Origin of the sequence: Selenomonas bovis DSM 23594 (genome assembly GCF_000381005.1) — a bacterium.
Taxonomy (GTDB): Bacteria; Bacillota; Negativicutes; order Selenomonadales; family Selenomonadaceae; genus Selenomonas_C; species Selenomonas_C bovis.
Genome location: NZ_KB908384.1, coordinates 51,319 through 71,829, shown reverse-complemented (window position 1 = coordinate 71,829; position 20,511 = coordinate 51,319). Strand labels below are relative to the sequence as shown.

General features: G+C 62.3%; 15 protein-coding genes and 1 other annotated feature. Of the genes, 3 read left to right on the top strand and 12 right to left on the bottom strand.

Annotation, left to right across the window (positions count from 1 at the left end):
- Window positions 1–236: 236 nt before the first annotated feature.
- The 3 genes from F599_RS0104770 to pheA form a co-directional block, all read right to left on the bottom strand.
- The gene (locus F599_RS0104770) at window positions 237–3,104 is read right to left on the bottom strand and encodes an EAL domain-containing protein (RefSeq protein WP_019542384.1); all 2,868 of its coding nucleotides are present in this window, start codon (window positions 3,102–3,104) and stop codon (window positions 237–239) included.
- A gap of 221 nt (window positions 3,105–3,325) precedes the next feature.
- Window positions 3,326–4,357, bottom strand: coding sequence for a 3-deoxy-7-phosphoheptulonate synthase (aroF, locus tag F599_RS0104765; RefSeq protein ID WP_019542383.1), 1,032 nt, complete (start codon window positions 4,355–4,357; stop codon window positions 3,326–3,328).
- A gap of 62 nt (window positions 4,358–4,419) precedes the next feature.
- Window positions 4,420–5,274 carry a prephenate dehydratase gene (pheA, locus tag F599_RS0104760; RefSeq protein WP_033369088.1) on the bottom strand — a complete coding sequence of 285 codons (855 nt, stop codon included), beginning with the start codon at window positions 5,272–5,274 and terminating at the stop codon, window positions 4,420–4,422.
- 42 nt (window positions 5,275–5,316) lie between these two features.
- Window positions 5,317–5,551 (bottom strand) — a binding site (T-box leader).
- 172 nt (window positions 5,552–5,723) lie between these two features.
- Here pheA and F599_RS0104755 point away from each other — a divergent pair.
- Both F599_RS0104755 and F599_RS0104750 read left to right on the top strand, forming a co-directional pair.
- Window positions 5,724–6,497, top strand: a complete 774-nt coding sequence (locus tag F599_RS0104755) for an IclR family transcriptional regulator (RefSeq protein WP_019542381.1) — start codon at window positions 5,724–5,726, stop codon at window positions 6,495–6,497.
- Window positions 6,498–6,605: 108 nt separating this feature from the next.
- Window positions 6,606–7,085 carry a hypothetical protein gene (locus F599_RS0104750; protein WP_019542380.1) on the top strand — a complete coding sequence of 160 codons (480 nt, stop codon included), beginning with the start codon at window positions 6,606–6,608 and terminating at the stop codon, window positions 7,083–7,085.
- Between the two features lie 167 nt (window positions 7,086–7,252).
- Here F599_RS0104750 and F599_RS0104745 read toward each other — a convergent pair whose 3' ends face one another.
- The 3 genes from F599_RS0104745 to F599_RS13615 form a co-directional block, all read right to left on the bottom strand.
- Window positions 7,253–7,492 carry a hypothetical protein gene (locus F599_RS0104745; RefSeq protein ID WP_019542379.1) on the bottom strand — a complete coding sequence of 80 codons (240 nt, stop codon included), beginning with the start codon at window positions 7,490–7,492 and terminating at the stop codon, window positions 7,253–7,255.
- Window positions 7,493–7,773: 281 nt separating this feature from the next.
- Complete coding sequence (locus F599_RS13620; protein ID WP_051081663.1) at window positions 7,774–8,508, bottom strand: family 1 glycosylhydrolase; 735 nt, start codon at window positions 8,506–8,508, stop codon at window positions 7,774–7,776.
- Window positions 8,505–8,711: an RpiB/LacA/LacB family sugar-phosphate isomerase gene (locus tag F599_RS13615; RefSeq protein ID WP_019542378.1), complete on the bottom strand. Its 207-nt coding sequence runs from the start codon at window positions 8,709–8,711 to the stop codon at window positions 8,505–8,507. The genes F599_RS13620 and F599_RS13615 overlap by 4 nt, the downstream gene beginning before the upstream one ends.
- 222 nt (window positions 8,712–8,933) lie before the next feature.
- Here F599_RS13615 and F599_RS0104730 point away from each other — a divergent pair, with 222 nt between their 5' ends.
- Window positions 8,934–10,346 carry an amino acid permease gene (locus F599_RS0104730; RefSeq protein ID WP_019542377.1) on the top strand — a complete coding sequence of 471 codons (1,413 nt, stop codon included), beginning with the start codon at window positions 8,934–8,936 and terminating at the stop codon, window positions 10,344–10,346.
- Window positions 10,347–10,618: 272 nt separating this feature from the next.
- Here F599_RS0104730 and F599_RS0104725 read toward each other — a convergent pair whose 3' ends face one another.
- The 6 genes from F599_RS0104725 to F599_RS0104695 form a co-directional block, all read right to left on the bottom strand.
- Window positions 10,619–12,436: a M48 family metalloprotease gene (locus F599_RS0104725; RefSeq protein WP_019542376.1), complete on the bottom strand. Its 1,818-nt coding sequence runs from the start codon at window positions 12,434–12,436 to the stop codon at window positions 10,619–10,621.
- Window positions 12,437–12,624: 188 nt separating this feature from the next.
- Window positions 12,625–13,641, bottom strand: coding sequence for a PocR ligand-binding domain-containing protein (locus F599_RS16170; protein ID WP_019542375.1), 1,017 nt, complete (start codon window positions 13,639–13,641; stop codon window positions 12,625–12,627).
- A 589-nt stretch (window positions 13,642–14,230) separates the two neighbouring features.
- On the bottom strand, window positions 14,231–15,412 hold the full coding sequence (locus F599_RS0104710) for an iron-containing alcohol dehydrogenase (RefSeq protein ID WP_019542373.1): 1,182 nt from the start codon (window positions 15,410–15,412) through the stop codon (window positions 14,231–14,233).
- Window positions 15,413–15,676: 264 nt separating this feature from the next.
- Window positions 15,677–16,450, bottom strand: a complete 774-nt coding sequence (locus F599_RS0104705) for an HAD-IIB family hydrolase (RefSeq protein ID WP_019542372.1) — start codon at window positions 16,448–16,450, stop codon at window positions 15,677–15,679.
- A 7-nt stretch (window positions 16,451–16,457) separates the two neighbouring features.
- Window positions 16,458–18,140: a glycoside hydrolase family 13 protein gene (locus F599_RS0104700; RefSeq protein WP_019542371.1), complete on the bottom strand. Its 1,683-nt coding sequence runs from the start codon at window positions 18,138–18,140 to the stop codon at window positions 16,458–16,460.
- Window positions 18,141–18,389: 249 nt separating this feature from the next.
- A complete protein-coding gene (locus F599_RS0104695) occupies window positions 18,390–20,507 on the bottom strand; it encodes an alpha-glucoside-specific PTS transporter subunit IIBC (RefSeq protein ID WP_019542369.1) in 2,118 nt (705 codons plus the stop codon).
- Window positions 20,508–20,511: the final 4 nt, after the last annotated feature.

Below are 20,511 nucleotides of genomic sequence, written 5' to 3'. Positions count from 1 at the left end.
TCCGCTGTCTTGAAAGCAGGTACTAGGGAAAAGGATTCTAGGGAAACGCTGAATGAATCAGTGATTCCTATCGTCCGTGATGCGGACGATGCGCCTCGTGAGATCCCCATAACGAGCATCGTATCTCGCACCTGCATCGCCTCCTCTGCCTCCATTATATCATAGAGCGGGCGGCTCTGCCTCTCCGAAAGAGACAAAGCCGCCCGCAAAATATATTCTGTCCATCATCCTCGTGCTCAGGCGTGCGCGCGCAGGAACGCCTCGAAATCGGCGCGCTGCATCGGCCGCCCGTAGAGGAATCCCTGGCCGTACTCACAGCCGCAGTTCCGGAGCAGTTCCTCCTGCTCCTCCGTCTCGATGCCCTCGCAGATGACGCGCATGCCGAGCGAGTGGCCGAGGTCGATCATCATCTTGAGCACGACGCGCATGCGCTCGGATTCCTCCGAGGCGAGCAGCAGCGAGCGGTCGATCTTCATGACATCGAGCGGCAGCTGGTTGAGCAACGAGAGATCCGAGTAGCCGCTGCCGAAGTCGTCCATATCGATCGCGAAGCCCAGCGCGTGCAGCGCCGTCACGACGGCGAGCGAATGCTCCCGGATGGCCTCGCTGCCGAAGTCGAACGCCGTCTCCGTAAGCTCAAGCTCGATGCCCTCCGTCGTATAGCGGTCCACGAGCGCGCGCATGTGGTGCAGATATCCCTTCTCGCGCATGTGCAGCCGCGACTGGTTCACGGAGATGGGCACGACCGGCAGCCCCTTCGCCTTGCAGTCCCGCTGGAACTGCATGACATGCTCGAGATTATAGAAATCGAGCTGCGTGATGAAGCCATTGCTCTCGAAGAGACTGATGAATTTCCCCGGCGGCAGGAAGCCGAGCTCCGCGCTCTGCCAGCGCACGAGCGCCTCCGCGCCGACGCATTTCCGCGTCACGAGATCGTACTTCGGCTGATACCAGATATGGAACTCGCGCCGCTCGAGCGCCCGCTGCTGCAGGCTCTCCATGCGGCTCCGCAGCAGCGTGTCGCGCTGCAGCGCGCTGTTGAAGAAGCACAGCGGCTGCGCCTCCTGCGCCGCCAGCCCCGCGTTGTTGATGGCCGTATTGAGATCCATCGGCGGCGCGCCGAGATAGCAGACGCCCGCCTCGAGCGGGATGCGCACGAGCATGTGTCCGACCTGCAGATACTCGCTGTCCGCGAGGATCCGCCGCAGCGCCACCTGCAGATCCTCACGCTCCACGGGATGCGTGAGGCAGGCTGCACCCGCCGCGTTCGTGCGCGTCGCCACGAGCGCGGCCCACGACTCTCCCGTCAGCCGCTCTCCGAGACGCTTGAACAGCGTGACGAGCGCCTCCCTGCCATACGTCGCCGTGATGACGCTCGGCTGCACGACCTTGATGACGACCGCCGCCATGCGCGCCGCCTCCTCGCCGCGCGCCTTGACGAGCGCATCGCCCGTCTGCTCGAGCCATGTGACATTATGCAGCCCCGTATAACGGTCATTGTCGAGAATGCCCTGCAGCCGCTGCTCGTTCCTGCGCCGCTGCCGCCGGTAGCGCCAGAACGCCGCCGCCCCGAGCAGGAAGACCGCCAGCACGCCGCCGAAGATCTGGAGCGGATAGTTGTAGAAATACGAAAAAACCGACCGGTCGTTGATGGCCCGCTGCGTCTGCTGCACGAAATACGCCTCCGTCACATCCGGCCCCATGTAGCGGATCTCCTTGTCAAGCAAATGCAGGAGCGCAGGATCGGCCTGCTGCGACACGCCCATCGCGACATTCTTCCGGTAGACGACCGCCTCCGTCGAGACGAGATCCGGGAAATCCCCCCGCATCGTCTGATACTGCGCCGCCTCCTGCCGGATGCAGGCAATATCTGCCCTGCCGCTTCGCACATCCGCGAGGCAGGCGGCATCCGATGTCTCCCGCAAGAGCTTATCCCCGCCGAACCGCCGCGTGAGCACCGTATCCGCGAAGCGGCTGTCGAGGCAGGCCACGCGCGGCGCGTCAGGCACCTCGCTCCCGCGCCGCACGACGTGCGTATAATAAGACTCCATGAAAGGCTCCGTCTGGTCGATGCCCTTGCGCGCCGCCCAGCCGGGCTCCCACGTCATATTGAGGCAGATATCCGCCTCTCCCTGCACGACGCGCGCATACGCCTCCTCAGAATCCGTCAGCGTCTCCACCGAAATGCTGACGCCGAGATCCTGCTCCAGACGGGAGACAATGCGCTTGAGCGCGCCGTGCAGCCGCCCGTCCGCTCCCGTATACGCATAGGGCCGCTCCCGCGCCACGCAGACGACGCGCAGCGTCTGATGCTCCGCGAGGAACTGCCGCTCGGCAGGATCGAACAAAAGCGCCCGGCCCAGATCCTGGCGACGATAGAGCGTGTAGAGCTTCTCCAGCAGCATAGGCCGCACGATCGCAAGCTCGCTCGCCGCACGGTCAAGCCGCGCGAGCAGCTCCCGGTTATCCGCGCGCACGGCGAAATACAGCAGATTCGCATCGAACGCCGCCGCCGCATCCTGCTCGCCCATGACCTGGTTGGCGACGAAATAGCCATCGAGCCTCCCCGCCTGATACGCGTTCTCCATCGTGCGGAAATTCCGGAACGTCTCCGTCTCATACGGACGTCCCAGCCCAGAAAGGAGCTCCGGCAGCTGCCCGCTCTGGTACCGGCTCGCGAGCGTGCCGAGCAAAAGAGGCGTCTGCGCGTCGTAAAGCGACGCCTGCCCGCCGCGCAGATAAAGCGTCGTATACCCGAGCCCCATCGGCAGATGGGAAAACGCCATCGTCCGGGCGCGCTCCTCCGTCCGCACCAGCCCAGGCAAGACATCGACCTCCCCGCGCGCGAGCCGCTCCTCGCACTCGCGCGCCGTCCCCCTGACGAAGACGACGTCCATGCCCGCGTAACTCGCGAGGATCTGCATGTAGTCCGTATTGATGCTGTGATAAGCGCCCGCCCCATCCGCTACGCCGATATCCGGCCCCGCATCATGGATGCCGACGCGCAGGACGGGACGGCTGGCCTGCACCGTCCCCGCCGCCTCGAGGCAAAGCGCGGCGCCTACGAGCACCGCCAGCCACCTGCTGCTCCCCTTGATTTCCATATCCCTTTCCTTTCTCCCTTCCATGCGCCTTTCCCTGGCACATCTGACATATCTCCCACTCTAAAAGAGAATCCTATATTTCCTAAGTATAGCATAAAAAAGCCCTGCCATCCCTGAAACTACGGGCGGCAGAGCAAAAAATCATCTGTAAGGGAAATCCGTCGATACGGATATCATTTAGATTGATACGAAATGCATGCGCCTTTCGTCGCCAATCCCCCTCAGAGCTCCATCGGTGCGATCTGCTCCTCGCGCAGGAACGCGGCGAGCTTTTTCACGCCGTTCATCACGCGCTCGAAGTGCTCCGGCGTGAGGGACTGCGGGCCATCGGAGAGCGCCTTCGCCGGGTTCGGGTGCATCTCGATCATGAGACCGTCCGCGCCCGCTGCGATCGCCGCGTACGCCATCGGCTGCACCATGCGCCATTTGCCCGTGCCGTGGCTCGGATCGACGATGATGGGCAGATGCGAGAGATGCTTGACCGCCGCGACGGCCGAGAGGTCGAGCGTATTGCGCGTGTAGGTCTCATAGGTGCGGATGCCGCGCTCGCAGAGCACGACGTCGGGGTTGCCCTCGTTCATGATGTACTCCGCCGCGTTGAGCCACTCGTCGATCGTCGCCGCGAGGCCGCGCTTCAGGAGCACCGGCTTGCCCGCCTTGCCGACCGCCTTGAGCAGGCCGAAATTCTGCATGTTGCGCGCGCCGATCTGCAGCATGTCGGCGTATGCCGCCACGCGGTCGACCGCCTCGACCGTCGTGACCTCCGTCACGACCTTGAGCCCCGTGCGCTCGCGCGCCTCCGCGAGGAACTTCAGCCCCTGCTCCTCGAGCCCCTGGAACGAATACGGGCTCGTGCGCGGCTTGTACGCGCCGCCGCGCAGGAACTGCGCGCCCGCCTTTTTCACGATATCCGCCGCCTCGAAAAGCTGCTCGCGCGACTCGACGGCGCAAGGGCCGGACATCACGACCGGCGTGCCGTCGCCGATCTTCACGCCCGCGACATCGACGACGCTCGAGCGCGGATGGAACTCGCGGCTCGCGAGCTTGTAGCTCTTCGAGATCGCGACCGTCTTTTCCACGCCGTCCATCGCCTCGAACGTCACATCGCCGAGCTTCCGCTTGTCGCCGATGACGCCGACGATGCGCTGGGACGCGCCGTCCATGACCTTTGCCTCGAGGCCCGCGTCCTCGATGGTGCTGATGACCGCCTTGATGTTCTCTGCCGTTGCTTCGGGATTCATGATGATAACCATAGCCATACCTCTTTCTATTTTATCAAATAAACATACGCTCTAAAAATACTGCTCCGCCGCGCTCAGGCCTGGAGCACGGGGAAGGCGCCAAGGTTCTTGAGCCAGCTGCACTTCGCCCGCACGGCCGCGAGCGCCGCCTCGATGCACGCCTCCCCCGCCGCCGTCTCGAGGTCGAAGAAGAAGATATAATCGCCGAGCCGCGTGCGCGCGGGCCGCGACTCGATGCGCGTCATGTTGATGCCGCGCACGGCGAACTCCTGCAGCACATTCACGAGCGAGCCAGCCCGCGAGCCATCGATCTGGCAGATGACGAGGAGCTTCTCCTGCGGCAAGGCGGGCGGCGTCCCGCGCCGCACGACCTCGAAGAAGCGCGTGCAATTCGCCATGCTGTCCTGGATCTCATGCGCGAGGGGCGAGAGGCCGTAGAGTTCGCCCGCGCGCGCCGTGCAGATAGCCGCGAGCCCCTCCTCCGGCGGCGCGGCCGCGACGAGCTTCGCCGCGCGCGCCGTCGACGCGACCTCGACGAGCTCCGCCTGCGGGAAATGCGCCGCGAGATACGCGCGGCACTGGCTGATCGGCTGCGCGTGCGAGTAGATGCGCCGCACCGCCCCCGCCTCGCATCGCGCCATGAGCTCGTTATGCACGGGCCAGATGACCTCGCGCGCGACGGCGAGCGCCTCGCTGCGCGCGAGCGTATCGAGCGTCACATGGATGGCGCCCTCGAGCGAATTCTCCACGGGCACGAAACCCGACGCTACCTCGCCCGTCTCGACGGCGTGCAGCACCTCGTCGATGTCCGCGAACGGCTGCAGCCGCCGCGCGCCGTCCGCGCGGCGAACATGCGCCTCCAGCCAGCGCGCGGCCGCCTCGCTGTGCGTGCCCGCCGGGCCGAGGTAGCCCATGACCCGATCCTCCATCCTATCGTCTCCCATCTTTCCAAACAAAAATCCCGTCCTCTCAATAAGGACGGGATAACTCGCGGTACCACCTTAATTCCCCCTCGCGGGGACACTCCAGCATGTCCAGCAACATGCGCCATCTGCTAACGGTATGGCTCCGTCTGCGCCTACTGACCATCGTCTCTCAGCGAGCCGCTCCCAGGGGAACTTCACCATCGTGCCGCCCGCCGGTTCCCAGCCCCCCGGCTCTCTTTCGGACCTTCCGATGCCTACTTTTCCTGTTCATCGCGTTTGAATTGTAACGTTGTAACTGAAATTGCATTCATCATATCACAAAGCCGCGGACAACGCAAGAAAAATTTCGCGGAGCGCGGACACTTTCCTTTTCGCGCCAGTTCATCTATAATGAATATGATTTTAGGAAACGCTACTGCAAGGAAGCGCTTTCTCAGCGAAAGGAACGTATCATGACCGCGGAACCCACCCCGAAAGTAAAATCCCTCTACAAGGCCCTGCACCTGCTCGACTACTTCGACCAGGACCACCCCGACGCGGGCGTCACGGAGCTCGCGGAGTACAGCGGCCTGCTCAAGAGCAGCGTCCACAACATCCTCCAGACCTTCGAGCTCTGCGGCTACGTCACGCAGAGCAGCGAGACGAGCCGCTACATGCTCGGCGGCGCCGCCGTCTCCCTGTTCTCCCGGTTCAAGGCGACGCGCAAGATCGACTACCGCATCACGGAGTACCTGCAGTCGCTGCGCGACATGTTCCACAAGAACGTCTACTTCGCCGCCAAGGAGCAGGACGCCGCCGTCTATCTCTGCGCCGAGCAGTCCTTCAACCACACGGGCAGCCCGCTCTCGAAGGAGGGCGCGCACGCGCCGCTCCACGCGACGAGTCTCGGCAAGGTGCTGCTCGGCTACTCGACCGTCAAGGAAAAGGAGGCGTTCCTCCGCGCTGAGACGCTCACGGCCTACACGCCGCAGACCATCACCGACCCGGACGCCCTCCGCGCCGAGCTCGAGCGCGTCATCTACGACGGCTACGCCACCTCCGCCGCGGAATATCAGGACGGCATCTACTGCATCGCCGTGCCCGTCATCGACGGCTACGAGCCCGTGCATTACGCCATCGGCATCGGCTCCGACAGCCCCATCTCGCCCTACCAACGCAAGCAGTACCTCTCCGAGCTCCGCTACGTCGCGAAGAAGGTCGCGAGCATCGTCTCGGGGAAATGGTGACTGCCGCCCGCGTCAAACGCAAACGTCAGACAGCGCGCCGCCCCCTGACGGCCGCACATCTGAGGACATACTGCTTCATCTGAAACTCACCAAAAACGGAGGCATTCCATGCAACCACTGGCCAGAAAAGCCCTCGCCGCCTGCGGCTTCCTCCTCATGCTCGCCGGCGTCTTCGGCTACTCGTTTCTCTACCACCATGACCACCGCACGGCGGAGAGCCTCTCCGCCTACTGCCGCATCGACTTCCAGAGCTCGCACACGGAGAGCGGCGCGCTAGAGGGCGCGACGCTCACGCTCTGGGACAGCCGCTACGACACGGCGAAGCTCCTGCCGCAGGCCGTCCTCTACACCGACGGCGACGCCTGGGAGATGGTCGCGGCCGTCAAGCAGAGCCCTGCGCCCGGCGAGACAAATGCCGGCAAGTTCCAGACGGAGAACAAGCTCTTCGTCGAGTTGCCGCGCGCGAGCCTCAAGGCCATCCGGAACGCCGAGACCGTCCGCTTCCGCTTCTACTACGAGGGCGGCCAGACCATCGACCTGCCGCTCAACGCGCCGGATCTCGAGTACTGGAAGGCTCAGCTGCAATAAATGAGGTGCGCAGCGCCTCAGGCATCGCCGGTCGCTGGCGCCACTAGGCGTACTATGGCCCCATGCCAATCGCGCGGCGCCCTTCGAGCTTGCGCTCTTGGGGATTTACATAGAAAAAATAAAGAACCGACACATCCCCTTGTCGATTCCAAAGCGTTCGTTTTCTGTTATACTTCGCCGCGCAGGTGGGCGAGCTCTGCCTGCTGCTCCCGGTAGTACCACCTGATGGATTTGCCGATGGCGCAGCGGACAGCATCGAGCTTGCCCTGCTGCGCCAGTTTCTTGAGACGCGCCACATCAAGTCCTGAGACGGACAGATAGCTGGCTGATAGGAAACCTCCCCTTTTCAAGAGTTTGCGGTAGCATGCGCTGTCGCGCCGGTCCATTTCCACAGTTTTGATTGCCATAAATAATCCCCTCCATACTGATGAAGTATTATTTATCTGACCACCTTGCGGCATTTATAGTATACCATGTTGTTGTAACCTTGTAAAGGACAAAGGTTTCCTCCCATCATCATGTCCTGCCGCAGCAAGAGCCGTTCACCATCACCACCTTGCCTGCGCTGTCAGCGGGAGCCGACGCTCTGCAAGGCAAATTCCTCTGCAGAATCTCTGATAGGAAAACTGCCCGGAAATCATCCCCGGGCAGTTTTTTTCGCATGAGAACAGACTGGGCGCGACATCAATCAGCCATCGGCACGATCTCGATCTGTGGCAGCAGCGCGCGGACGATGTCCGGATGCACGAAGTCGCTTTCCTCCTCGAGGGCGTTGGCCGTGCTGCAAGCGGCAGCGAGGCGCAGGATGCCCTGCGTGTCCTCGCCGCGCGCGAGGGCTGTCGCGGTGCACGCGCACGAGCTGGTCATGCATGCCCTGCGGGTAGATGGGCCAATCCCAGTCCGTCGTCGGCACGGCGGGGTTCGAGACGCGCGCGCCGACGCCCTTGAGCGCGAAGACGCTCGTGCCCTTCTCGCCCGTCGAGTTGTTGATGACCTGGCTCTCGCCGTCCCACGCTTTGAGGAAATGGCTCGAGTAGTAGTTCATGCCGAGGAAGTCGATCTCCTTCGCCACCTGCGCGAACGGCTCGACGCCATGCGCGATGCAGGCATCGATGAGCTTGTTGTAGTAGTCGATGCCCTTCTGGTTCACGCGTCCTTCGCCCTCGGGCAGGATGCGCGTCCACGAGAGCGAGATGCGGATGCCCTTGATGCCGAACTGCTCGCAGAGCGCGAGATCCTCGGGATATTTATGATAGAAATCACTCGCGGGATCCGCCGTGAAGCGGCTCCCCGGGCGCGCCATGTCCTCGTCCCACGAGCACGGGCCGCGGCCGTCCTCGCGCGTCGTGCCCTCGACCTGATAGGCCGCTGTCGAGCCGCCGAAGATGAAATCCTCAGGGAACGTTTTCTCTTTTGCGCTCATTTCCCGGCCTTCTTTCTGAGGACATCGACGACGATGCCGCGCGTGATGTCCTGCTCCTGGATGGCCTTGACGACATTCGTCGTCGCCGTGAAGATATCATCGTCAGAGAAATCCACCATCTCATAGCCTTTTTTCGTAAGATACGCCTTGACGCAATCCTTGAGTTCCTGGCCGGCCTTGTTGGCCGCAATCGCAACTTTCATGGTTCTTTCCCCTTTTCTCCTCCGGAGGATGCGCCCCCTGTTTCACTTTCTGTATTCATTATAGAGTGGCGCGGGCGCGCTTTGTTTTCATGTTTTGAAAACGCTTTCAGCCGCAATCCCCCTGCCATTGACGCGCCCATTCCCCAGACCGCTCTCCATTGACGGCACTCATTCCGTCCACTATAATGAATGCTGTCTGTTTTATGGAAAGGAAGTCATCGTATGAATCTATTTCGCACCAAGAGCATCGAGCAGCTCCAGACGGCCGCCGCCACCTCCGGCATGGTGAAGTCGCTCGGCGCGCTCGACCTCGTCCTGCTCGGCATCGGCTGCGTTATCGGCACGGGCATCTTCGTCCTCACGGGCGTCGCCGCAGCGAAATACGCGGGTCCCGCCGTCACCGTCTCCTTCGTCCTATCAGGGCTCGCCTGCGCGCTCGCGGGCCTCGCCTACGCGGAGTTCTCCTCCATCGTGCCCGCGTCGGGCAGCGCCTATACCTACACCTACGCCTCGCTCGGCGAATTCATCGCGTTCATCGTAGGCTGGAACCTCATCCTCGAGTACACCGTCACGGCGAGCGCCGTCGCCTCGGGCTGGTCGGGCTATGTGACTGGCCTCATGCTCTCGGCGGGCATCGACCTCCCGCACGCGCTCACGCATGTGCCGGCAGACGGCGGAGTGATCAACGTGCCTGCCATCTTCATCACGCTCTTGCTCTCCTTCTTCCTCATCCACGGCACGCAGGAGAGCGCACGGCTCAACCGCATCCTCGTCTTCATCAAGCTCGCGGCCGTCTTCCTCTTTCTGCTGCTCGCGGCGCCGCATGTCGATCCGGCGAACTGGGAGCCCTTCATGCCGTTCGGCGTCTCCGGCATCTTCGGCGGCGCGGCCATCGTCTTTTTCGCCTACATCGGCTTCGACGCTGTCGCGACGAGCGCCGAGGAGTGCAAGGATCCCGCGCGCGACCTCCCCATCGGCATCATCGGCTCGCTCTTCGTCTGCACGGCGCTCTACGTCGTCGTCGCCGGCGTGCTCACGGGCGTCGTCCCCTACACAGAGCTCAACAACCCCGAGCCCGTCGCCTTCGCGCTGCGCTACATCGGCTACCGCCTCGGCTCGGCGCTCGTCGGCGTCGGCGCCATCGCGGGCATCACGACCGTCCTGCTCGTCCTGCTCTACGGGCAGGCGCGCATCTTCTTCGCGATGAGCCGCGACGGCATGGTCCCCGCGAACGTCTGCAAAATCCACAAGCGCTACCACACGCCCTACATCGTGACCGTCGCGGGCGCCGTATTCGTCTCCATCATCGCCGGCCTCGCGCCCATCGGCGTCATCGCGGAGATGGCGAACATCGGCACCCTCTCCGCCTTCACCGTCGCCTCGCTCGGCGTCCTCGTGCTGCGCGTGACGAAGCCTGACATCCACCGCACCTTCCGCTGCCCCGCCGTCTGGCTCATCGCCCCGCTCGCCATCCTCGCCTGCGGCTACCTCATGGCCCACCTCCCCTACGAGACCTGGATCCGCTTCGTCGTCTGGTGCGCCATCGGCTGCCTCGTCTACTTCGGCTACAGCTACCAGCACAGCACCCTCGGCCGCGCGCAGCGGCGGGAGGACTATGCAAAACACGAGGAATAGACGCCTGCCCCCATGCACAAGACCACACAAATAAAACAGCACGATGCCCCTGGGCAGAAGAGCAAACAACTCTCTACCCAGGGGCATCGTGCTGCCAAACGCGATTCTAGGAAACGCTGATGCAACGAGGTGCTCCGGATTTGCGTGGATGCGCTGTATCACCGCAGGCGCAGCGGCAAAACGCTCCATCGCGTTTGTGCTGAGGATGGCAGGGCGGCGAGAAGACAGTACAGACGCGCGAAAACGGAGTGCCGAAGGAATCAGGGATGCCTCTATGCCCGCTTCTGTTCTTTTTTCTCCTTTTCCTCCTGCTGCTTTTTCTCCGCTGCGGCTTTCTTGGCTGCGGCGCGTTCTTTCTCGATCTGCGCGAGCGCCGCGGGGTCGATTTCCTTCAGATATTCATCGGGGATGCGGCGCAGCTTGGGGGCGACCTCGTGGAGCTTGCGATAGCTCGCGAGGGCCTGCGCGCGGTCACCCTGCTCGTCGTAGAGCATACCGCTCATGAGATAGCTGTAAGGGTTCTTCTCATCGGCCTCAGCCGCGCGCGCGCAGTCCGCGAGTGCGGCGGCACGGTCGCCCTTCATCCAGTAGATGTCCGCGCGGTTGAGGAAGTTGTAGGCATTCTTCGCGTCCTGCGCGCAACCTGCGTCAGCGTCGTGCAGGGCTGCGGCGAAATCGCCGCGGACGGCGAGCGCGCGACCGCGGATGGCGAGGCTCTCCGCCCTGTCGTCAAGGTTCGGCAGGGAGATCGCGCGGTCGATGAGCGCGAGGGCTTTGTCGCTATCGCCGTAGTCGCTGTAAATATCGCTGTTCATGCGCATGCGCTTGATATCCTTCTCGCTCGCATGCTCGAGCGCCTGGCGCGCCTTTTCGCTCTCGGCTGCCTGCTGCTGCTCGCGCTGCACGAGCTTCTCCCGCGCGCCGGAGGCCGCTTCGCCTGCGTAGGCAGCATGCACGAGCGCGCTGAGCTTTGCCGTGAGCCCCTCGCGTGCGACGGCTTCGGTGAGGAGCGGCGCCCGCTGGTCCGCCCAGGGCTTTCCCGCGACAAAGCCCCAGCCGGAGACCTGCGCCTCATCGTGGAAGAGCCGGCCGAGCTCGCCTGCCAGCAGGTCGGCATTCTCCGCCGTGTCGTCGTAGTCTTCGGCGGTGAAACGCCCCGTAAGCAGTTCCTTGCCGTCGATGCAGACGGTCTTCCTTTCCCGCACGGTCACATGCCCGGCGCTGTAATCCGTGAGCAGGCCGAGCAGACGCTTCTCGCGCAGCAGCGTATCGGGATGATCGTTGTAGTTTTCCCTTTTCTGTTCCTCAGGATCCTGGTATTCCTCGAAGTTGCGGCTCTGCTGGCTCAGATATGCGTCCATGCGCGCCATCGCCGCGGCACCACCGCCGGGATTGAAGCCTGCGCGCGCTGCGAGGTAGAAGCCGCCCTCATCGGCCTCGTATTCCTTCGGCAGGGTGAAGAGCTTGGCACTCGAGTAAGCTGTGAGCGCCTGGAGCTGCTGCCAGTCCATGACGCCTGTCGCCATGTTGAGAAGGGAAAGGCCATAGTAGGCGGCCATGGTCTTGGCATAGGTCTCGGCGCTGTGGTGAGCGAGCCCGTGCGTCATCTCGTGGCCGAGCACGGCCGCAAGCTCCGCCTCATTGCCGCCGAGCACGCGCACAAGGCCGCGGTTCACGGAGATGTAGTCCGTCGGATAGCAGGCGGCATTGAAGAGCGCGCTGTTGTTGACATGCCAGGTAAACGGCAGATTGTTCGCGGGCAGCACGTACATGCCGTCCGCTGTGAGCCGCTGCATGACGTTGTCTACGGCGCGTACGTCAGACGCGTTCGCGTCCGTGCCGTTCGCGCTCCGATCCTGCAGGAGGCTCTGTCGCTGATAGTTTGCGTTGTTGCCGATGTCGAGCATCGTGTCGAGTGTCGATTTGTAGGCAATGAGCCCGGAGATGGCCGAGGCCGCGAGCTCCCAGCCTGACGCGCCGGCCGAGACGCGGGGCGCAGGCAGGAGGATCGCGGCCGCCAGTCCCAGGGCGAATACGGGGCGCGTCAGCCGCCGCAGGACGTCACGCAGGCCAAAAAAAGAGTGCTGCAATGGATTCCCTCCCTTTCTCAGGAACGCCGGGAGCCCCGGCGTCGTTACGGAATCATTGTAGCACACTCTTGCGAAAATTACCTGAAGACGCACGAAAAGGGGCGCCGAGTGCATCGGTGCCCCTGAAAGAACCACGGCTCCTATCTCAGACAAGTCTTTAGGAATCACTGATTCATTCGGTACTTCCTTTATTTATCGTGCGCGAGGTTGAAGAGCTCCGTAGAGGTCTCGGAGAGTCCCATGAGGTCGTTCGCGCATTCCTCGATGGCCTTGGCCTGCTGGCTCACGATCTCCGAGGTGTTCGCCCCTTTCTCAACGGTCTTGTCCACGGAGTGGCCGATCTGGCCCGTGAAATTCTGGATTTCCGCAACGGCACTCTTGGAGTTCTCCGCGAGCTTGCGGATCTCCTCGGCGACGACGCTGAAGCCGGCGCCTGCCGCCCCGGCGCGCGCGGCCTCGATGGAGGCGTTGAGGCCGAGGAGCTGCGTCTGCTTCGCGATGTCCTCGATGAGGCGCGTGAACTCGGTAATCTTGCCCGCGACTTCGCTGACGGTCTTGATCTCCGTGTTGAGCGCTTTCTGGTTCGAGTCGACGTCATGCGCCGAGGCGGCAAGCTCCTGCATCGCCGCGGAGACATGCATCGTCGTGTCGTTGATGCTCTCCGACATCTGCCGAAGCCGGTGCTGGTAGTAGCCCATCTTCGAGAACGCGCCCGCGAAGAGGTAGAGCGTCTGCGCCGCATGATCGAGACGCGTGCGATCGACGACCTGGATCTTGCGCGCGGCGGCGATGTATTCGTCAGGGTCTACGCCGATCTCCTGTGCGACCCTGCGGTATTTTTCCTCGTCGAGCGGCTGCGTGAGCACCTGGCCGCCGAGGATGGAGCCGACCTGTTTGCCGTTGAGCATGATGGGCGCGGCGAAGTCCATGAGGCCCGCGTGGCACTCGTAGACCTGCGGGCGTCCCTCGCGCGCGGCCTTCGCGCCGTTATCGGCGTCGCACTTCTCGCAGCGAGCCTTGCCCTTCGGGCAGCCGCGCGTGTACTTCATGCAGAAGTCCGTCCAGTCCGTCGGATGCGTGACCGGCGTACCGTCGAGATCGACGGTCACGGCCGTCATGCCGACCGCCCGCGCGAAATCATCCTGGAATTTCTGGATGAAGTCCATGTCAAAAATATCCTGCAGGCGAATTTCCTGCTCTGCCATAAAGCCTACCTCCTACAATGGTCCTCTTTTCTTTCCCTTTTTACCGATTCTCCCAGTCGGTTTCTTTCAGAATAGCATATTTGGAACGGCTTTGTCCAGCAAACGAAACCGCACCTCCACCAACACAGAGCATCACCGCCTTGCGGAGCTCTGCCTCCATCCTGCCGACTTTCTTCGCCGCATCTCGCAGGGGAGGGAGAGCATGCCGTCCTTAACCACTGATTCATAGTGCACCGCTACGCAGCCCCCCTTCTCCTGAAGGAAGGTATGTTCTCCCCCTATTCAACCGTAAGTGGAAAAATCTTTGCATTCATCAGTGCTTCCCATCGTTTCAACAGCCGAAGGACAAGCGGCGCAAGGTGATTGTGAGGGAACCTTCTCGCGGTCAAGGCTGACGCTGTATGAGAAACGTAAAAAGCAGCGGCCATACGTGACGCCGCTGCTTGTGTCCGCCATGCAGTTATCTGCATGTAGTATCTATATGGGGAATAGAGAATAGGAGGTGCAGCTGGTTGCTTTCCCATCTGCAACTCCCATTATACATCAAATAATCAAAATGTCAATAGGTCAATAATTTTATGCGCGCACCTCAATGATTCGCGAGCGTGTAGATGTCGATGGCTTCCTTGCGGCCGATGGGGTGGAAGTTGCCGACGGTTTTCGTGCCGCCTGCGGTGACAGCATCCGCGAGCTCGTGAATGGTGGCCTCGTTCAGGACACCGATGCCGAGTTCCGTGAAGCAGCACGGCATGCCGATCTCCTTAAAAAACGCGACCTGGCGGCGGATGCCCTCGCGGGCGCGTTCTTCCTCCGTGCCCTCGTGAACGTCCCAGACCTTCTCCGCGAAGCGCGCGAAGCGGGGAAGGTCGTCCTGATAGACGTACTGCGCCCACCAGCCCCAGACGGAGGTGAGCGTCTCGCCGTGCGTCGCGTCGTATTTCGCGCTGATGGCGTGGCCGAGCTTGTGGCAGGAGAAATCCTTGCAGCGGCCCCATTCCGTGACGTTCGAGTGGGAGACGCTGCCGCACCACATGATCTCGCTCATGGCGTCGTAGTCGTGCTGATCGCGGACGGCGACGCGCGCGCTCGCGATGACATCGCGCAGCAGGGCTTCGGCGATGAGATCGGTGAGCTCGTTGCCCTGGATCTTCGTGAAGTAGCGCTCGAGCGTGTGCATGAGGATGTCGCTGATGCCGGCTGTGAGCTGCTTCTTCGGCACGGTGTAGGTGAGCTCCGGGTTCATGAACGCGAGCGCGGGCCGGTTAAACGGCGTGTTGATGCCGCCCTTGACGCCGGTCTCCTCGTTCGTGAGAACGGCGGAGTCGCTCGTCTCACTGCCCGCTGCCGCGAGCGTGAGGACGACGGCGACGGGCGTCGAGCGCGTGAGCCTCTCGCGGCCGCACCAGAAATCCCAGATGTCCGTCTCAGGGTTCGCGACGCCGTGCGCGATGGCCTTCGCCGTGTCGATGACAGAGCCGCCGCCGATGGCGAGGATGAAGTCCGCGCCGAAGCGCAGCGCCTCGCGCACGCCCTCGCGCGCGTGGGAGACTAGCGGATTCGGCTGGACGCCGCCGCGTACGTCGAACGCGATGCCGCTCTCCGTCAGCGTGCGCTCGACACGCGCGAGGAGTCCCGAGCGGATGACGCTGCCGCCGCCGTAGACGATGTAGACGTGCGTGCCGCCGTACGCCTTGATCTTCTCTCCCACCTTGAGCTCTGCGCCACAGCCGAAAATGATCTCCGTCGGGCATTTGAATTGAAAGCTTTGCATGGTGTAATCCCTCCGATTTCCTTTTCTTTGCACCTGTCTGCTCTTATTCTAGCATTGTTCGGCCTGACTGAAAAGGAGTTTTCGCGTCGCGCCCGCAGAGCCAGCACCTAGCAGGCAGAAAAAAGGATGTGCCCGGCATTTCTGCCTGACACATCCTCAGAGAGGTTTCGCGCTGTCCGCATACGTTAGGGAGGCACTGATTGATAGATGCCGCACATTCACTCAACTGTAAGTGGTAAAAGTCTTGCATTCATCAGCGGTTCCTTAGAGATTGGCTTCGAGCATGGCACCGACGCTTGCGTAAGATGCGCGCGCCTTCGCCTTGATGACATCGCGCGCCGTGTCGACGGTGAATCCTCGGTACGCCTCGATCATCGGCAGATCGTTCACCTCGTCGCCGATGGCGTAGATCACGGCGCCCTGCCAGCCCATGACCTGCTTGAGCTTCTCGATGCCGTTCCTCTTGCTGACGTCCGGCGGCGTGATGTCGACACTGCCGCGGTTCGGATAGGCGTGGACGTCCGCGCCGTATTTCGCATTGAGGATGGAGGCGACTTCCGCCGCCTCCCGCGGGTCGTCGTAACCGAGGGAGAACTGATGGATGTCGGGGAGCTTCACGATTTCCTCTTCCGTGATCTTCACGACGGGGAAGTCCCACTGCTCCGCCTCCCGCATGATCCACGATCCCTCGCGGTCATGGCAGAGGAAGGTGCGCCCCGGCGCGGAGAACGCGAAATGCAGCGAGCGGCGCACGCCCGGCTCTGCCACGATGGCGTGCAGGACGCGTGCGGCAATCTTCTCCTGATGGAGCACATGCCCCGCAGCGTCGTGGATGATGCCGCCGTTGTTGCAGACCGCGTAGTCGAATTCCACTCCGTAGTGATGGAGCTGCGGCACGAGCATGCCGTAGTCGCGCCCCGTCACGACACCGAATTTATGTCCCGCGGCGCGCCAGGCGTGGACGCCTCTCGCGTCCTCCGCCGCGATTTCATCGTTGCGGAAAAGGGTGCCGTCATAGTCACTGGCTGCGATTTTCATTGCGAGCTCACTCCTTTTTCTGGCAATTCGTATAGATCACGGCTTCGAGCGGCTGCAGCGTCCCCGGCTCCTCCGTTTCCTCCGGATAGCTGCCATCCGCGCGCGTGAGGCCGTCGACGAGCGCCATGTCGTAGTTCACGGGTTCAAGCGTGAAATTGACAAGCGTCACCGTCTTTTCCCCTCCGAGCGTGCGCCGGAACGCGTAGATGCGTTCATCGTCCGGCAGGAGCTCCTCGTAGTCGCCCGCCGTGAGAACAGCGAGACGCGCGCGCAGGGCTGTGAGGCGGCGGTAGTAGGAAAGGACGGATTCCTCGCTCTCGGCCTCGGCCTCGACGCACCAATGGCGATAGTCCTTCTCTACGGGCAGCCAGGGCTTCCCCGTCGTGAACCCCGCCTGTACCTCGCGCGTCCACTGCATCGGCGTGCGCGCGTTGTCGCGGCTGTAGGCATGGACGGCCGCAAGCGCCTCTGCCTCGGTGTGGCCCTCGTCGAGCGCCATCTGGTACTGGCCGTGCGAGGAGATATCGTCGTAGCAGTCGATGCTCGGCCACGCGACATTCGTCATGCCGATCTCCTCACCCTCGTAGATGAAAGGCGTACCGCGCAGCGTGAGCAACACGGTTGCAAGCGCCTTCGCCGCACGCGCGCGGTCCGCGCCCTGCGGGAAGTAATGGCAGATGGAGCGTGGCTGGTCATGGTTCTCGAAGAAGATCGGATACCAGCCGTTCTTCGCCGTCGCCTGCTGGCTCGCCGTAAGCGCCTGCTTGAGCGCCGTGAGCTTCCAGGGCTGGGCGCGGCACCAGATCTCCTCACCCTCGGGGAACTGGAGGCCCATATGGCTGAACTCGAAGAGCATGGAAAAGACGCCCTTCTCTCCCACCCAGTCAGAGAGTTCCTCGGGGCTCACGCCGTTCGCCTCGGCGACGGTGAAGATATCGTGCCCCTCGAAGACCTCGCGGCGCATCTCGTGCAGATAGTCGAGGATGCCCGGCGTATCCGCCGTCATCGTGTGGATGCTCACGAGACCGTCCGCACCGTCCGGCTCGCCGTCGACGAAGTCCGGCTTCTTGATGTAGACGATCGCGTCGATGCGGAAACCGCCCACGCCCTTTTCCAGCCAGAAGTTCGCCGCGCGGTAGAGCGCCTTGCGCACCTCGGGATTCGCCCAGTTGAGATCCGGCTGCTGCTCGGCGAAGGTGTGGAGGTAATACTGCTGCCGCTCCTCGCACCACGTCCACGCGGAGCCACCGAAAATCGCGCGCCAGTTCGTCGGCGCCGAACCGTCCGGCTTCGCGTCGCGCCAGATGTACCAGTCGGCTTTCGGATTCGTGCGGCTCCGCCGCGACTCCCGGAACCAGGCGTGCTGATCCGAGGAGTGGTTGAACACGAGATCCATGACGATGCGGATGTCGCGGCGCTTCGCCTCGCGGATCAGGTGCTCCATATCCGCCATCGTGCCATAGGAGGGATCGACTGCTTCGTAGTCAGCGATGTCATAGCCGTTATCCACCATCGGCGACGGGTACATCGGCGTGAGCCAGACCGCCCCAACGCCGAGCGTCCGCAGGTAGTCGAGGCGCGCCGTGATGCCCCGGAGGTCGCCCGTACCGCTCCCCGTCGTATCGAGGAAACTTTTGGGATAGACCTGATAGACCTGATGTGTCTGCCACCATTTGAGCTTGCTTTTCATACATACATTCCTTCCATCACAAGGATGCGCCGGCGGCTGCACCCGTCCCCCGCGGCCTGGCCGCGGAGAGTGCGTTTGCGTCAGCCACTTTCTGTATCTTGTAACAGCTGCCATCCTCGAAATTCTTTTTGTGTTCCTGGATAACTTTCCACAAGACCCAGGAAACCACTGACAGGCCTTCCGCCACGCGCCCTTGCGTCGGGGCACCAGGCGATGTCAGCTTGTCAGTGGTTTCGGAGAGTTTGCTTATTAGAAAGAGATGACGGTCGTCTCGTTCGCCACGACTTTCTGATCCTCAGCTTTCTTGAGCTGCGAATATTCCGCAGAGTTCGTAATGGCCATCATGACGGTGTTCGCGTAGCCAGCGTCCGCGATGACCTGCTTGTCGAACTTGATGAGCTTCTGGCCGGCCTTGACCTTGTCGCCCTGCTTGACGTAGCATTCGAAGCCCTGACCTTTGAGGTTCACCGTATCGATGCCGATGTGGATGAGGAGCTCCGCGCCGTTCTCGAAGCGCAGGCCGACGGCATGGTTGCTGTCCACCATGACCATCGTGACCTCGGCGTCCGCCGGTGCGACGACCGTGTCACCCGTCGGCTCGATGGCGACGCCGTCGCCCATCATCTTCTTGGAGAACATCTCGTCCTTGACTTCAGTCATATCGATGAGCTGGCCGCTGACGCAGGCCTTGATGCCCATCGCGAGGCCCTTGTCGGCGTGATCCGGCGCTGCCGCCGTCGGTGCGGACGGTGCGGAGATCTCGGAGACGTCGCCGCCCTTGAGGAGCGCGTCGAAGTAGCCGCGCACCTGCGGGACGTTCATGCCGACGATGACCTGAATCGCGTGGCCGTTCTTCACGAGGCCGTAGGCGCCGGCCTTCGTGAACTTGCTCGAGGACGAGACTTTGTCGGGATCCGCGACCGTGACGCGCAGGCGCGTCGCGCAGTTCGTGACTTCCTTGATGTTGGACGGGCCGCCGAGGCTGTCGAGATAGACGCGCGCCTGGATCGCGAGCTTGTTGCCCGCAAGGCCCATCTGCTCCATCTCTTTCTTCGCCTGATACTCGGCCTTGGAGAAAAGCTTGTCCTCCGTGTCGTCGGACGTGCGGCCCGGCGTCGGATAGTCGTTCTTGAGGATGAGATAACGGAACACGACGAAGTAGATGCAAAAGAACGCAGCGCCGATCACGATCTGCATGATGTACGTGCCAGCGTGATACTTGAAGAGCGGGATCCAGTTCTGAACGAAGCAGTCGATGAGGCCGCCGCCGAAGTTGCCGGAGAGGCCGAAGAAATAGAGCGTTGCGGAAAGCGTTGCCGCGAGCAGTGCATGCACTGCATAAAGGAGCGGCGCAACAAAGAGGAACGTGAACTCGAGAGGCTCCGTGATACCGCAGAGAACAGCCGTGAGCGTTGCGGGGATGAGGAGCGTTGCGACCTTCTTCTTCTTCTCAGGACGCGCGCAGACATACATCGCGAGCGCCGCGCCCGGGAGACCGAAAACCTTGGAAGAACCATGGAGTGCGAAACCGCCCTGCGGGAACATCTCCTTCAGGGAATGTGCGCTCGTTGCGAAATCATTGAGGTGCTGCAGCCAGTAAGCCTGGATGCCGCCATCGCAGACGGCCGGGCCGAAGATGAACGGCAGATAGATGAAGTGATGCAAGCCGGCAGGCAGGAGGATACGTTCTGCGAACGTGTAGCACCAGACGCCGACGATGCCGCTCGTTTTGAGGAAGAACTGGAAGTTCTCGATGACATGCTGGATGGCGGGCCAGACAAAGCAGAACACGAGTGCCATTGGAATCATGAGAGCGAAGCCAACCGCCACGACAAACGCCGGGCCCTTGAAGATACCGAGCCACTCAGGAATCTCAGTATCATAAAAGTGGTTGTGCAGGTAGCTCGAGACGCAAGCGATGAAGATCGCGCCGAGCATGCCCATGTCGAGCGTCTTGATGTTCGCGATCATCGCGAGACCCGTACCGGCGCCCGCCTTGGCGCTGTAGTCCACGCCGAAGAAATCGCCGTGCAGCGCGAGGAACGCCGAGATGAAGTAGTTGAACACCATGTAAATCATGAACGATTCCATCGCTGCACGACCCGGTTCCTTCTTCGCGAAGCCGATCGGCACGGCGATGGCGAAGAGAATCGGCATCTGCGCAAAGACAGCCCAGCCGCCCTGCTCTACGACATACCAGAAATCATACCAGACAGTTCCCTTATCCGCAATCGAGCCCAGGAGCATCGTGTTCTTGCAGATGATGGAAATTGCAACCGTAAGACCAAAGAATGCAAACAGGATGACCGGCGTGTACATCGCGCCGCCAAACCGCTGCAATTCCTGCATAACGCGGTCCTTTGACATTTCC